This window comes from Planobispora rosea (assembly GCF_014648175.1).
Taxonomy (GTDB): Bacteria; Actinomycetota; Actinomycetes; order Streptosporangiales; family Streptosporangiaceae; genus Planobispora; species Planobispora rosea.
Window position 1 is genome coordinate 1 of the sequence record NZ_BMQP01000051.1, and the last position, 13,656, is coordinate 13,656.

14 protein-coding genes are annotated in these 13,656 nt (G+C 70.8%); 7 read left to right on the forward strand and 7 right to left on the reverse strand.

The window, feature by feature from the left end:
* The 3 genes from IEZ08_RS33955 to IEZ08_RS33965 all read right to left on the reverse strand — a co-directional run.
* Positions 1 to 1,027, reverse strand: a 1,027-nt coding sequence (locus IEZ08_RS33955; protein ID WP_189243819.1) for an ABC transporter transmembrane domain-containing protein, incomplete at its 3' end; no start/stop codon positions are given.
* On the reverse strand, positions 1,024 to 2,871 hold the full coding sequence (locus IEZ08_RS33960) for an ABC transporter ATP-binding protein (RefSeq protein ID WP_229803822.1): 1,848 nt from the start codon (positions 2,869 to 2,871) through the stop codon (positions 1,024 to 1,026). The genes IEZ08_RS33955 and IEZ08_RS33960, both read right to left, overlap by 4 nt.
* 11 nt (positions 2,872 to 2,882) lie before the next feature.
* The gene (locus IEZ08_RS33965) at positions 2,883 to 3,779 is read right to left on the reverse strand and encodes an alpha/beta hydrolase (protein WP_141703987.1); all 897 of its coding nucleotides are present in this window, start codon (positions 3,777 to 3,779) and stop codon (positions 2,883 to 2,885) included.
* Between the two features lie 116 nt (positions 3,780 to 3,895).
* On the opposite strand from IEZ08_RS33965, the gene IEZ08_RS33970 reads away from it, so the two are divergent.
* Complete coding sequence (locus tag IEZ08_RS33970) at positions 3,896 to 4,957, forward strand: helix-turn-helix domain-containing protein (protein ID WP_068923655.1); 1,062 nt, start codon at positions 3,896 to 3,898, stop codon at positions 4,955 to 4,957.
* 152 nt (positions 4,958 to 5,109) lie between these two features.
* Here the strand turns inward: IEZ08_RS33970 and IEZ08_RS33975 are convergent, their stop codons facing one another.
* The 3 genes from IEZ08_RS33975 to IEZ08_RS33985 all read right to left on the reverse strand — a co-directional run bounded on the left by IEZ08_RS33975 (position 5,110) and on the right by IEZ08_RS33985 (position 7,510).
* Positions 5,110 to 5,379, reverse strand: a complete 270-nt coding sequence (locus IEZ08_RS33975) for a dsRBD fold-containing protein (protein WP_068928816.1) — start codon at positions 5,377 to 5,379, stop codon at positions 5,110 to 5,112.
* 184 nt (positions 5,380 to 5,563) lie between these two features.
* Positions 5,564 to 6,904: a methyl-accepting chemotaxis protein gene (locus IEZ08_RS33980; RefSeq protein ID WP_141703989.1), complete on the reverse strand. Its 1,341-nt coding sequence runs from the start codon at positions 6,902 to 6,904 to the stop codon at positions 5,564 to 5,566.
* 354 nt (positions 6,905 to 7,258) lie between these two features.
* A complete protein-coding gene (locus IEZ08_RS33985; protein WP_068923657.1) occupies positions 7,259 to 7,510 on the reverse strand; it encodes a hypothetical protein in 252 nt (83 codons plus the stop codon).
* Between the two features lie 241 nt (positions 7,511 to 7,751).
* Here IEZ08_RS33985 and IEZ08_RS33990 point away from each other — a divergent pair, with 241 nt between their 5' ends.
* The 6 genes from IEZ08_RS33990 to IEZ08_RS34015 all read left to right on the forward strand — a co-directional run bounded on the left by IEZ08_RS33990 (position 7,752) and on the right by IEZ08_RS34015 (position 12,610).
* A complete protein-coding gene (locus IEZ08_RS33990) occupies positions 7,752 to 8,783 on the forward strand; it encodes a tyrosine-type recombinase/integrase (RefSeq protein ID WP_084780110.1) in 1,032 nt (343 codons plus the stop codon).
* A 156-nt stretch (positions 8,784 to 8,939) separates the two neighbouring features.
* A complete protein-coding gene (locus tag IEZ08_RS33995) occupies positions 8,940 to 9,665 on the forward strand; it encodes a MerR family transcriptional regulator (protein WP_068923658.1) in 726 nt (241 codons plus the stop codon).
* A gap of 167 nt (positions 9,666 to 9,832) precedes the next feature.
* On the forward strand, positions 9,833 to 10,024 hold the full coding sequence (locus IEZ08_RS34000; protein ID WP_068923659.1) for a DUF6203 family protein: 192 nt from the start codon (positions 9,833 to 9,835) through the stop codon (positions 10,022 to 10,024).
* Between the two features lie 77 nt (positions 10,025 to 10,101).
* The gene (locus IEZ08_RS34005) at positions 10,102 to 11,031 is read left to right on the forward strand and encodes an ABC transporter ATP-binding protein (protein WP_068923660.1); all 930 of its coding nucleotides are present in this window, start codon (positions 10,102 to 10,104) and stop codon (positions 11,029 to 11,031) included.
* 2 nt (positions 11,032 to 11,033) lie between these two features.
* Positions 11,034 to 11,792: an ABC transporter permease gene (locus IEZ08_RS34010; RefSeq protein WP_203863611.1), complete on the forward strand. Its 759-nt coding sequence runs from the start codon at positions 11,034 to 11,036 to the stop codon at positions 11,790 to 11,792.
* An 11-nt stretch (positions 11,793 to 11,803) separates the two neighbouring features.
* Positions 11,804 to 12,610, forward strand: coding sequence for an ABC transporter permease (locus tag IEZ08_RS34015; protein WP_068923662.1), 807 nt, complete (start codon positions 11,804 to 11,806; stop codon positions 12,608 to 12,610).
* Positions 12,611 to 12,729: 119 nt separating this feature from the next.
* On the opposite strand, the gene IEZ08_RS34020 is transcribed toward IEZ08_RS34015, so the two are convergent.
* Positions 12,730 to 13,539: a class I SAM-dependent methyltransferase gene (locus IEZ08_RS34020; RefSeq protein WP_189243821.1), complete on the reverse strand. Its 810-nt coding sequence runs from the start codon at positions 13,537 to 13,539 to the stop codon at positions 12,730 to 12,732.
* Positions 13,540 to 13,656 lie beyond the last annotated feature (117 nt).

Here is a 13,656-nt window from a genome sequence, read left to right on the forward strand (position 1 = left end):
CGCGGTCGCCGTGCCGGAAGGCGACGGCCTCCAGCTCCAGGTCATGGCCCACCGGCCGGATCGGTTCACGCGCTTCCGGCAGCGGCTCGGTGCGCAGCACCGCGTCGAGCCGGTCCAGCTCGGAGCGCGCGCTGCGGAGTTTGCCGCCGATGTCCGCCAGCGACAGGACCGGATCGGCGCAGCGGGCGGCCAGCACCAGGATCGTCAGCACCTCCGCCGCGCCGATGTCCCCGCCGAGCGCGAGGTAGGCGCCCAGAACCAGCAGCGCGGTGAACATCGCCTGCACCACCAGTGCCAGACCGATCATGCCGGGCAGCGCCGACAACACGGTACGGCGGGAGGCGCGCTGAAGTTCCCGCAGCGCGTCGTCGAGCAACGCGAAACGTTCACCGGTCCGTCCACCGGCGCGCAGCACCGGCTGGGCCTGGAGGTACTCGACGACCCGGTCGGTGGCCTCGGTGTCGCGTTCGTGGCGGTCGGCGTCGGTGACCGCCGCCGACCGCGCCGTCCAGATCTGGACGGCCGCCACGACGGGCAGGGCGGTCAGCGCGGCCAGCCCCAGCTGCCAGTTGAACGCGAGCATCACCGCGACGATCGTCAGCGGGGTGACGCAGGCGGAGACGAACGGCGCCATCAGGTGCGCCGCCACCCCCATCGCCTGCAGGAGTCCCTGACCTGCCATGACGGACACCTCACCGACCCGGCCGGGGCCGTACCAGCCCAGGGGCAGCCGGGCCAGGTGCTCGCCGAGCCGGTGGTACATGCTGCGCAACATCGTGGTCCCGACCCGCATGCCGGACAGGTCGCTGACATAGCGCAGCACCGCGTAGGCCGCGACCGCGGCCCCGAACGCCGCCAGCCACAGCCCGGCCTCCCCGGGACGGTTCCCCAGCAGCGCCCGCAGCACCGGGACCAGCAGCGCGTAGGACAGGCCCTCGGCCACCGCGGTCATCGTCATCAAGGCCACGATGCGGCGCATGGCCCGGGCGTACTCGGGACCCAGCACGCGCAGCAGCATCCGGATCATCGGGGCTCGTCTCCTCGCTGAACACCTGCGGGGGTCTCGATCCGCCCGCCGGTCTCCTCGCCGGTCTGCTCGGTGCTCTCCTGGCAGGTCCCCCCGGCGGCCGCCGGCCGGTGGGATCCCCACTGGGATCGCCACAGCGCGGCGAACCTCCCGCCGCGCGCCAGCAGTTCGGCGGGCCCGCCGCGCTCGGTGATCACTCCGTCCTCCAGCACCACGACGGTGTCGGCGTCGGAGACGGTCTCCAGGCGATGGGCGATGACCAGGATCGTGCGACCGCCCTTCAACGCCGCCAATGCCCGCCGTACCGCCCGCTCGGTCTGCGGGTCGGCGAAGGAGGTCGCCTCGTCGAGCACCAGAACGGGCGTGTCGGCCAGCAGCGCGCGGGCGAGCGAGATCCGCTGCGCCTCACCGCCCGACAGGCCGGCCTCCTCGCCGATGACCGTGTCGTATCCGCGCGGAAGCTCAAGGATCCGGTCGTGGATGTGCGCCAGCCGGGCGGCGCGGACCACGTCGTCGCGGTCGGCGTGGGGGACCGCGAGCGCGATGTTGTCGGCGACCGACGCGCGCAGCAGGTGGACGTCCTGCAAGACGAAGGAGACCTTCCGGTAGAGCTCCCGGCTGCCGATCTCACGCAGGTCGACGCCGCCCAGCACGACCGACCCGCACGTCGGGTCGGAGAATCTGGGCAGCAGCCGCACCAGGGTGGACTTGCCGCTTCCCGACGGCCCGACCAGCGCGGTCACCGTCCCCGGCTCGAGCACCAGGTCGACGCCGCGCAGTACCTCGTGACCGGCGTCGTAGCCGAACCGCACACCGCGCAGCTCCACCCGGTGTCCCCGCGGCGCGACCGGGTGCGCCGGCTCCGGCAGCGGCGGCACCGCGAGCACCTCCCGGGTCCGGCCGAGCGCGCGCCGGGCGGCCTGCATGTCGTCGAAACCGTGGCCGAGGGCCGCCACCGGAGCGGTCAGGCCCAGCCCCAGCAGCAGGAAGGGCAGCAGGTCCGCCGGGGCCATGCCACCGGACCCGATCAGGGCCGTACCGCCGGCCAGCACGACCAGCAGCACGAACGGCGGTGACAGCGCCAGCTGCATCCCGGCGGCGACCAGGGACACGCCCCGCACCCACCGCACGAAGACACCGACGAAATCATCCGCCGCCGCAAGGAACCTGCGGTGGGCGCGCCCGGCCCCGCCGAACGCCTTGACCACCGCGATGCCCTGCACGAACTCGACGACCGAACTCGCGATCCGCCCCATGGCCGCATCGAACTCCTCCTGCTCGCGCAGCCGGGCGGGGAGCATCAGCAGCGGCACCAACGACACCGCCGCGACCACCGGGATCAGCGTGATCAGCGTGAGCCGCCAGTCGACGGTGAACAGGTAGACCAGCGACACCAGCGGCACCACGAACGCGGAGACGAGCTCCCCGGGAGCGTGGGCGATGAACGGGTGCACCGCGCTGACGTCCTGCCCCACCACCTTCGCCAGCTCACCGGTCCGGCGCCGGGAGAACCAGCCGATCGGCACCCGGCCCAGCCGCGCGGCCAGCCGCCGCCGCAAGGCCAGCTGCACCCGGGCGTCGAGCAGATGCCCGATCCCGGCCGACGCCGCCGTGAACAGCAGCCGGACGAACAGGCCGCCCGCACCCGCCGTCACCACCGCCCAGACGTGACCGTGATCGGCCGGGCCCGGTGCCAGCAGCGCGCGCCCCAGTTCGACCACGGCCAGCAACGGCGCCAGGCCCGCGACAGCACCGATCACCTGCAGGACGACGACGACGGCGAACCTCCGCGCGTGCGGGCGCAGCAGCCCCGCCACCCCGGGGTCCGCATCCTCGCCGCGCACCGCGGCAGACCTCATCCGGCCAGCGCCCGGCGCAGCACCGCGCCGAGCTCGGCGATCTGCCGCTGCGACACCTCGGCCGACAGGATCGCCTGCGAACCGTGGAAGGTGCCGGGCCACTGGTGCAGCTCGACCGGCACGCCCGCCTGCAACAGCCGCAGCGCGTAGCCGATGCCCTCGTCGCGGTTGGGGTCGAACTCCGCGGTGGCGACATAGGCGGGCGGCAGTCCGGACAGGTCGGCGGCGCGCGCCGGGGCGGCGTACGGCGTCGCGGGCGCGGAGCCCAGGTAGTGCCCCCACGATGCGGTGACCTTGTCGCGATTCATCCAGGGGGTGTCGGTGAAGTTCCGCTGCGACCACGTCTGCTGCCGGTCGTCGAGCCCGGGCTGGTTGAGCAGCTGGAAGCGGATCGGCGGCCCCTGCTCGTCGCGCGCCCGCAGCGCCACCGCGGCCGCGAGGCTCCCGCCGGCGCTGTGACCCCCGACCGCGATCCGCTCCGGATCGACGCCGAGCCCGGCCGCGTTCCCGGCGACCCAGGCCAGCGCGGCGTAGACGTCGTCGAGGGCGGCCGGGAACGGGTTCTCGGGGGCCAGGCGATAACCCACCGAGACCACCACCGCGCCGGAGCCGTCCGCGAGACGCGCGGCCCACGGATGCTCGGTGTCCAGGTCGCCCATGACGAACCCGCCGCCGTGCAGCCAGACGACGGCGCCCTGCGCCAGTTGGGGGCGGTAGATGCGCACCGGCACCGGCGGATCGGCGGGCACCGTACGGTCCTCGATCTCCATTCCCGCGACGTCCGGTAACGGAACCGCGGTGGCCAGCTCGGCGAGACCCTTGCGCGAGGTGACGGGATCGGTCAGATCAGCCCGGGGGAACAACGGGACGAATGCTTCCAGTTCGGGATCCATGCCGGCCATCCTCCCGGCCGTCACCACCGAGATCATCCGCCATTCGTCGGGCATCCCGCACCGATCACGCACCGATCGGCGCGATCTCCTGGCCCGGAAAGCCCTAACCTGGGGCCATGGAGGCTCTGGCCGCACGGTTGTCACGCCTGGACTCGCAAGCCGGGGGAGTGATCCGCGTCGTCATGTTCTACGACACGCTGATGCGCCGGCGAGTGGACCTGCCGGCCCTGGTCCGGGCCTCGGCCGGGCTGGCCGAATGCGTGGCCGGGATCCGGCTGTCCGGCACGGGCCGGACCATGCGGTTCTCACCCGACGGCCGGCAGCTCACCGACCCGCCGGCCGCAACCCCCGCGACCGCCGCGGCGTTCCCGGCCTCCAGTACGGCGCCGATCGTCCTGGACGACGAAGAGATCGGCACGGTGTGGCTGGAGCGCCCCGGCCCGCCCAACACGCTTGACGAGGTACTGCTGGACCGCCTGGCGATCGCCGCCGCCGCGGTCGTCGAGCGCTACGGCCCCGCCCGCACCACCATGGCCGACCCCGCGCTCGTCGAACTGGTGATCAGCCCCGGCAGCGACGAGGCCGCCCGGGCCCGGGCGCTGCGGCTGCTGGGCTTCGCCGCCGACCTGCCGGTCCGCGTCGTGGCCGTGCGCTCCGCGCTGCCGCTGGATCGCATCGGCGCGCTGATCTGCCCGGCCCGCCCGGTCAAGGCCGCCCCGCTGGCCGACGCCGGAGTCCTGCTGGCCACCACCGTGGATGCGGCCCGCTTCCCCGCGGGCGTGCACGCCGGCCTGGGCGCAGCCGACAGCCCCGACCGTTCCTGGCACCAGGCCCGCACCGCGCTGCGCTTCACCACCGCCCGCCGGCCCGTCGTCTCCTACGACGCTCTGGGCGCGCTGGCGCTGCTGGCCCAGCTGCCCCGGCAGGCCGCACACGACAACGCCGACGTGACCGCCATCGCCCGCCTGGCCGACAACGCCGAGGAACTGCAGACGCTGGAGGCCTACTGCGAGAGCGGCTCCCTGCGCCGCGCCGCCGACCTGCTTCACCTGCACCACAGCAGCGTCGCCCGCCGCATCGAACAGATCGGCAAGACCCTGGGCATCGAGCTGACCGAACCCACCGGACTGGTCCGGGCCTCGATCGCCCTGACCGCGTGGCGGCTGCTCGACGACTGACGCCGGGTTCATCGCCCCGTCCAGCGCCGACCGGCCCGTCGTCGTCAACCGGCCCTTCGCCCTCCGGCCCCGGCCATGCCCGACGGCACCCGGCGGCCCGTACCGGGCGATGGGGGAGAAGGGGAGAGGTTCGAAGGTTCAGCGTTCAGCGTTCAGCGCGAGGTATGCACGGAGTTCGCCAGCCGCACCACATCCTGGGCGCCGTCCTCCAGAAGCCTGGCCGACAGGTCGGACAGGGCCCGTCCCGCCGCGAGTTCGTCGCCGATGTCCGGGACGGCGCTGTCACCGGGGTTGCGGCGGGCATGCGCCACGCTCTCATGGCGGGTGCCGTCGTCGGCGAGCAGGGTCGCCCTCGCCGTGGTGACGGTGTCGGAGTCGTCCTCGGTGATGGATATCTCCACGTTCCACTGCTTGGTCTGCATCACGAACACCTCCTATCTCCCAGGGTCCCCTCCGGCCTCGGACAGAGAAACCCCCTTGAACCCGACACAGTTCGACTTTTCATTACTTTTCACCTTCAGTCCGGCGCCCCGAAGCCCATTCGAAACACAACGGCACACCGGACCCCCGCCCCCGCCGCAGACACCCCGCAGACACCCGGCGAACTCAGTCCTGATCAGTGAGCGCCGCCACGACATGCCGGTGAACACGATCCGCCGCCGACGCAGACACATCCCGGAACCGCAAACCCACCTCGGCGCTGTCCTCGTGCACCTTGCGATGAACGACGTCGGCACCGAGCGTCAGAGGACCCTCACCCGGCAGCGGAATGCCGACCTCGACGACATCACCCTGACCCAGCGGCGTACCACGGCCAATGGAGAAATGCGCCCCGGACTCACTCAGGTCAAGCATCTGAGCCGGATACTCACGACCACCCGAACGGATCCACGTCCTGCCACCGATCGCCGCACGCGGAGCATTACGCCTTTCGAGCTGCTCGGTCAGATGCGCCATCGTCGAAATCCGGTCGATCGCCCGATCCAGATACTCCTTGAGCAGATCGACACTCGAATGCTGCCGCCGCGTCATCACCCCCACCTGCGACGTCGCCTCACCCAGATCACCGACACCACCGGTCATCTCGGTGAGCGACCTGGCCATCGCCAGAGCGTTCTCCTCCAGAGAATGAACGATCGCAGTGATCTCAGCAGTCGACCGGGTCGTAGCCGAGGCCAACTCCTTGACCTCGTTGGCCACCACACTGAAACCCCGACCCGCCTCACCCGCCCGGACCGCCTCAATGGTGGCATTGAGCGCCAGAAGATGAGTCTGCGCAGCCACCTCCGAGATGAGCCGGGCGATCCCGTCCACCCTGGACAGGCTCACCTCAAGCTGCTCGACCGTGTCATTGGCCCTGCGCGCCTGCTCGGTCACGCAACCGGTGACGGCATCGGTCACACCGACCCGCTCCTCGATCGTCTCAGCGGCGCTGCGCAACTCCTCAGTCCTGTCAGCCACCACCCGCAACTCACCCATGATGATCGCCACACTGTCATTGATCATCTCCTGGGCACGCTGATGCGCCTGCTGCTCGTTGAGCCGCCGCTCAGCGTAGAGGGCACGCAACTGCTCCTCCCTCGCATCGGCGGCACGCTCCAGCTCCGCCCCCTGAGCGGCGATCATGTCGAGCAAGCCGTCGACGACCCGCCCCAGCGCACCGATCTCACCCCGCCCACCGGACCCCACACGCAACGTACGGTCACCCGACGCCACGGCAGCCTCAACGACCCGCAACAGGGACCCGATCCGGCGCCGGTCCCGCCGCCGCACCAGCAGCAGCACCACGACAGACGACAGCACCGCCCCGAACAGGAACACCGCCCCGAACAGGACACCGGGTACCGCGCCGGCGAACTGCCCCCGGGCCACCAAGCCCGACGGCACCACAACAAGAACGACCAGCCCCACCAGGAGGGAACCGGCACACAGACGACCAAGCTTCACGCCAGCTCTATCGGACGATCCCGACCGGCCCTGAGCCAAACCCACCGCAACCACCCAGGCCCGCCCGGCTCCACCGCCACCGGCCGGGGGAGAGGACCGGCGACCTCCCTCCAGGCGGCGGCATCGGCGGCATCGGCGGCATCGGTCGTGACCGCGATGTTCACCCACCTGCTGACCGCGTCGTGACGAGCGATCACGCAGCCCTCGCCGGGGGAGCACGCCGGGGAAGGCTGCACTGCCTCCCAGCCCGCACTCAAGGGGAAGCCTGCGCACAGAGAAAATCCATCCGAGAGCGATACCGGACAGAATTCACCTTCTGTCTGGTATCGGATGTAATGTCGCTTTTGTCAGATGTCAGAGTCTGCGGACGAGACGGGACGCGGCCCGCTGGCTCATACCGGTCTCACCCCGGATCAGGAAGACCGCGTCGTCGAACTGACCGGAGACCTTCAGCTCCCGCGCCTGGCTCACCAACTCGGGCCCCAGAGCGCCGCCGAGGAGACTGTTGCGGGGCCGGTGAGCCAGCCGTACCGCGAGCCAGATCAAAGCGATGATCAGGATGAGGACGACAGCGGACACTATGACGATCCTGATCGTGTCTGACATGCCTTGAGGATAGCCTCGTCGATCGTCCGGTGTCTGCAGTCCCAGGAGTCTGTCCGGCGGGGTCGGCGGCGCGCGTGTCGTAGGCAGCCCGCGTGGAGGGCATGGAGGGCGCGGGGTGTGCGGGTGCGGTTTTCTCCGGCGTGTCGTGACCCCTCTTCCCGGATCCCCACACGGCTTTGATGCATAATCGCACTTATGCATCATTCAGGATCCGCCCTCCCCGCCCACCCAGGAGACCCCGATGGAGCGTGACCCGCTGGTACTCATGCGCCTGCCCGAAGCCCTGGCGGACTTCCTGTCGTCCCTGCGCACCAAGAAGCTCTCCCCGCACACCGTCGCCGGATACGAGCGCGACCTCAGGACCGTCACCGAGATCGTCGCCTCGGCCGCGGGTGTCCCGCCCGCCGAGCTCGAGGTGCGCCGGCTCACCGGGCGGGCCGTCCGTACGGCGTTCGCGGAGTTCTCCGGACCGCGCTCGGCGGCCAGCGTCAACCGCGCCTGGAGCGCCTGGAACCAGTTCCTGACCTTCTGCGTCGCCGAAGGGCTGCTGGAGGGCAACCCGATGGCCGCGGTGCCCCGGCCCCGCCAGCCCGCCAAGGCGCCCAAGCCGCTGCTCGGCGACGGGACCGCCTCGCTGACGTTGCTGGAGCGGATCGCGGCGGGTGCGCGCGAGGCCCGGGATCCGTGGGTGGAGCGGGATCTCGTGGTTCTGGCGTTGGCGCTGGTGACGGGGATGCGTTCGGCGGAGTTGCTGAGCTTGACCGTCGGGTCGATCGGCGGCTCCCCCGGCGATCGGCGGATTCAGGTGGTCGGCAAGGGTGGCAGGACCCGGTCGTTGCCGATCGAGGCGCCGGTTGAGCGGCTCGTCGAGCGCTATCTGCGCAGCCGGTGTGAGCGGTTCGGGCTGGCGGACCTCCCCCGGTCGGCGGCGTTGCTGGTGGACACGCGCAATGAGCCGTTGCGGCGGGGCGGGCTGCAGTATCTGGTGCGTCAGTGTTACCGGTACGCCGGTGTTCATGATCGGGTGCAGCGGGGGACGTTGGTGCACGCGTTGCGGCATGAGTTCGCGACGCGGCTGGCCGAGCGCGGTGCGTCGGCGCATGAGCTGATGGAGCTACTGGGCCACTCCTCCATCGTCACGGGCCAGGCCTATGTGGCGTCGACGGCGCGGGAGGTGCGGCGGGCCGCGCAGGGCAATCCCGCCTACGGGGTTCTGGCGGAGTACGCGCGGGAGGATGGCGGTGGTGCGGTGGGTGATGCGTCTGCGGGGTGAGCGTGTCGTCGGGTGTCCGTACTGCGGTGCGTGCTGCGGTGGGCTCTTCGCGCTGACCACTCCCCTCCCCCGGCTGCGGCGGGCTTTCGGCCGGTAATCTTCAATCGTTGTCGGCTCCGGGGTGTCCTGGTGCGGGAGGCGGGAGGAGGGTGTTCGATGAGCCGCCGGGAGGCGGGGCTTCGTCCCATCGATCTGGCGCGGATGGCGGGTGTCTCGACGCAGCAGATCCGTAACTACGGTGAGGTGGGTGTCCTGCCTCCGGCTCCGCGGACGCCGGCCGGTTACCGCAGGTTCGACGCCCGGCACCGCCAGGCTTTGATCACTTATCAGGCTCTGGTGAGGGGGTACGGCACGGACACCGCTCGGGCGATCATGCAGGCCGTTCACGCCGGGGATGTCCCCCGGGCGGTGACGCTGGTGGACGCGGGACACGCGGCGCTGCATGAGCAGAGGTTGTCGCTTCAGGCGGTCAGTGAGGCGCTGGAGGTGGTCGCGCGGCAGGACCCCGAGGCGGAGGGGCCGGTGCGGTCGGGTATGCGTGTCGGTGATGTCGCGGCTCACCTGGGTGTGCGTGCTTCGGCTCTGCGGGTGTGGGAGGCGGCCGGGTTGCTGCGGCCGGGGCGGGAGCGGGCTACGGGGTATCGCTGTTTCAGTCCGTCGGATGTGCGGGATGCGCGGATGGTCAGCATGTTGCGGCAGGGACGCTACTCTCTGGCGCAGATTCTGCCGATTCTCGAGGGGCTGCGCCGTACGGGGAGCAGCGAGGCGTTGCGGGAGGCTGTGGCGCGGCGTCAGGCTGGGTTGACGGAGCGGGCGGTGGCGATGCTGGAGGGTTCGGGTCGTCTGCACTGTTATCTCGAGGGTGGGGAGGGTGTGGTGTGACCTGCGGGCGGGTCGGCTGCTCCCCCGTCGTCGATTTTGTTCTTTTTAGGTGTTTTTCCTAAGTGATTGCCTTTACAACGTAGATTAATTTTGTCTCTTCTGTGATTTCCCGCCGCGGTGAGGGAAAGGCTCACATGGGACCCTCTTCACCGGGCAGAGGATTCGCCATGAGGAACTTCTTCAAGGTCGTACTGGTGCGGTGGTTGTCGCGCACTCCCCTGGGCCTGGCCCTGCTGGGCGTCGGCTGGTGGTTCCGGCGCAGGAAGCGGCGCGGGCAGGCGACCCTCTCCCCCGAGGGCGCCGCTGCCCGCAACCGCCGGGGCCGGGGCCGCATCCGGGTCCGCAGCCGGACGCGGTAGGCGGCAGGACGCGGCGGGCGACGCGACGCGATAAATCGTTTGCGGGATTGTCAGAGGCGTCTGTTACGGTCGCGGGCGTGTCCGAACAATCCCCGCACTCTCTCATCCATGCGCGTGGCCTGGTCAAGCGTTTCGGTGACTTCACCGCGGTCGACGGCATCGACCTGGACGTGGCGCCCGGCGAGGCGTTCGGTTTCCTGGGGCCGAACGGTGCCGGGAAGTCCTCCACGATGCGGATGATCGGCTGTGTGTCCATGCCGACAGCCGGTGAGCTGCGGATTCTGGGAATGGATCCGGTGCGCGACGGTTCCCGGATCCGGGCGCGGCTGGGGGTGTGCCCGCAGCTGGACAACCTGGACCCGGATCTGAACGTTCGGGAGAACCTGACGACGTACGCCCGTTACTTCGGGCTGTCGAAGGCGGAGGCCCGGCGCCGGGCCGAGGAGCTGCTGGACTTCGCGCAGCTGCGGGACCGGGCCACCAGCAAGGTCGAGCCGCTGTCGGGCGGGATGAAGCGCCGGCTGACGATCGCGCGGGCGCTGGTGAACGAGCCGGATCTGGTGCTGCTGGACGAGCCGACGACGGGGCTGGACCCGCAGGCGCGGCACCTGCTGTGGGAGCGGCTGTTCCGGCTCAAGCAGCGGGGCACCACGCTGGTGCTGACAACGCACTACATGGACGAGGCCGAGCAGTTGTGCGACCGCCTCGTGGTGATGGACGGCGGGCGGATCGTGGCCGAGGGGTCGCCGCGCTCGCTGATCGAGACGTATTCCACGGCCGAGGTGGTGGAGCTGCGTTTCCCCGACGAGGTCGACTACACGGGCAAGCTCGAGGGCATCGGGCGGGTCGACCCGCTGCCGGACCGCATCCTGCTGTACGCCGATGACGGGGACGCGGCGGTGGCCGAGGTGCACCGGCGGGGGCTGACGCCCTCGAGCGTGCTGGTTCGCAGGTCCTCGCTGGAGGATGTGTTCCTGCACCTGACCGGCCGGACGCTGGTGGACTGACGGTGGCGCATCCGACGGTGGCCGTGCTGGAGCGGCACCTTCACCTGTACCGGCGGCTCTGGCGTGCCTCGGTGTTCTCCTCCTTCATCCTGCCGGTGCTGTTTCTGGTGAGCATCGGGGTCGGGGTCGGCAACTACGTCGGCGAGATCGGCGGTGTGAGCTACCTGGCGTGGATCGTGCCGGGCGTGATGGCCTCCACGGCGTTCCAGATGGCGATCGGTGAGTCGACCTACTCGGTGCTGGGCGACTTCAAGTGGGTGCGGGCCTATCACGCGATGCGCGCCACGCCGGTCGGGGTCCGTGACATGGTGGCCGGCTGGATGTTGTACATCCTGCTCCGGGTGGAGATCGCTGCGGTGGTGTTCCTGGGGGTCACCGGCCTGTTCGGGGCGTTGCGTTCCCCGTGGGCGGTGGTGACCCCGCTGGTGGCGGCGCTGGTGGCGGTCGCCGCCGCGGCTCCGGTGACGGCGTTCGCGGCGAGCATCGACAACGACAGTTACTTCGCGCTGCTGTTCCGGTTCGTGATGATCCCCTCGACGTTGTTCGCGGGGGTGTTCTTCCCGGTCGACCAGCTTCCGGAGATGGTCCGGCCGCTGGCGTACGTCTCGCCGCTGTGGCACGGGGTGGAGCTGAGCCGGGCGGCGACGCTGGGGGCCGCTCCCCCGTGGCCGGTCGCGGTGCATGCGGGCTGCCTGCTGCTGTTCGCCGCCGCGGGGCTGGCCTGGGCGGTCTCCGCCTTCGGTAAGCGACTTCAGGATTAGGGGGCCGGGGCATGGTGACGGTGATGCTGGCGGTGGCCCGGGTCTCCCCCTCCCGGGTGGGCGCGGTGATCAACCGCAATGTGGGGGCGTTGCGCAGCGGCCCGTCGTACTGGCTGGTCCTGCTGTCGGGGTTCTTCGAGCCGGTGCTGTACCTGCTGTCGATCGGTGTCGGGGTGGGGGCGCTGGTCGGCGACCTGGCGCTGCCGGGCGGGCGGGTGGTGGAGTACGCCGTGTTCGTGGCTCCGGCGATGCTGGCGGTCTCGGCGATGTCGGGTGCGCTGGCGGAGACCACGTTCAACTTCTTCTTCAAGATGAAGTACTCCAAGACCTTCGAGGCGATCCTGGCGACGCCGGTGAAGCCGTTCGAGATCGCGGTGGGCGAGCTGGCGTGGGCGCTGGTGCGCAGCGCGGCCTACACCGGGGCGTTCCTGGTGGTGATGGTGGCGCTGGGGCTGACCAGCCCCGGGTGGGCGCTGGCGGCTCTTCCGGCGACGTTGCTGGTGGGGATGGCGTTCGGCGGGGTGGGCATGGCGATCAGCACGCTGATGCGCGGCTGGCAGGATTTCGACATGCTCACGACCGGGCAGTTCGCGTTGTTCCTGTTCTCGGGGACGTTCTCGCCGGTGCGGGACTACCCGGCCGTGTTCGAGGCGGTGGTGGCGGTGACGCCGCTGTTCCACGCGGTGGAGCTGGTGCGGGGGCTGGCCATCGGGGAGCTGGGCTGGGGCCTGCTGGGGCATGCGGCGTATCTGGTGGTGATGGGCGCGGCGGGCCTGGCGTTCGCGGCGCGGCGGATCCAGCGGACGTTGTGCGTGTAGGCCGCCGGTTGCGCGGGTGTGCCGCCGCCCGCCGGGAGGGGCGGCGACCGGTTCTCACGCGCCGGTTCTCACGCCGCGTGGACTGGGGTCGAGTACCCGGCCGGGTCCTTTAAGGGGGCTCAGCCGTCCGAGCTCGCAGGCGACGGCGGTACCTCGGCGACGAAGAACAGGAAGCTGATCTTGGTTGAGAAGGCGTGGAAGTCGTCGGGGAACAGCTCGCGGGCGGCCGGGTCGGGCTGCGGCTCGCTGATGACGGCCAGGCGGAGGCCGGCGGCGGTGAAGGCGTCGGTCATCGCGTGCAACGGCCGGCGCCAGAAGGTCATCGGGAAGGACTGCCCGTTGAACGTCCACAGGTCGGTATAGCTGGTGGTCGCGTGGTAGTCGGGCCGGGGGTCCTGGAGCGCGTAGTCCGCGAACGGGTGGTTCACCGAGGCGATCAGCCGGCCGCCGGGCCGCAGCACGCGCCGCATCTCGGCCAGCGCCGGTCCCCAGTCCTGCAGGTAGTGCAGCACCAGTGAGGCGATGACGTCGTCGAAGGCGCCGTCGGCGAACGGCAGGGGGGCGTTCAGGTCGGCCACGTGCAGGTCGGCGTCCGCACCGAGGCGCTTCCTGGCCAGCGCCAGCATCCCGGCGCTGGCGTCGATGCCGGTGACGGCCGCACCGCGCTCGCGTAGCGCGGCGGTCAGGGGGCCCGAGCCGCAGCCGGCGTCCAGGATCCGGCGGCCGGCCACGTCTCCGGCCAGGGCCAGGATCGCGGGCCGCGTCAGGTACGCGTTGATGAAGCTGTTCTCGGTCTCCGCCGCGTACGCCTCGGCGAAGCCGTCGTAGTCGTTCACCTGGGCCGCCGGATCGACCGGCCGGGGCGCGGTCGAACCCCAGAAGGGCCTCGGTGGTACGGGATTGCCGGGTCCGTCGGTTACGTGTTCCATCGCCGCAGCCTAACGATCTTCGGTCGCGCTTGCGGATGTTTCATGGGATTTTTCCCGATGCCCGGACGCGTCGCACGCCGACACCATCACCGGGAAACCGTCTCCATGGCGCGGGCA

Coding starts and splice junctions, on each gene's coding strand:
- IEZ08_RS33965 (WP_141703987.1), bottom strand. CDS start 3,779: ATGGATCCCGAACTGGAAGCATTCGTCCCGTTGTTCCCCCGGGCTGAT.
- IEZ08_RS34000 (WP_068923659.1), top strand. CDS start 9,833: ATGAGGAACTTCTTCAAGGTCGTACTGGTGCGGTGGTTGTCGCGCACT.
- IEZ08_RS33995 (WP_068923658.1), top strand. CDS start 8,940: ATGAGCCGCCGGGAGGCGGGGCTTCGTCCCATCGATCTGGCGCGGATG.
- IEZ08_RS33990 (WP_084780110.1), top strand. CDS start 7,752: ATGGAGCGTGACCCGCTGGTACTCATGCGCCTGCCCGAAGCCCTGGCG.
- IEZ08_RS33985 (WP_068923657.1), bottom strand. CDS start 7,510: ATGTCAGACACGATCAGGATCGTCATAGTGTCCGCTGTCGTCCTCATC.
- IEZ08_RS34015 (WP_068923662.1), top strand. CDS start 11,804: ATGGTGACGGTGATGCTGGCGGTGGCCCGGGTCTCCCCCTCCCGGGTG.
- IEZ08_RS34020 (WP_189243821.1), bottom strand. CDS start 13,539: ATGGAACACGTAACCGACGGACCCGGCAATCCCGTACCACCGAGGCCC.
- IEZ08_RS33975 (WP_068928816.1), bottom strand. CDS start 5,379: ATGCAGACCAAGCAGTGGAACGTGGAGATATCCATCACCGAGGACGAC.
- IEZ08_RS33970 (WP_068923655.1), top strand. CDS start 3,896: ATGGAGGCTCTGGCCGCACGGTTGTCACGCCTGGACTCGCAAGCCGGG.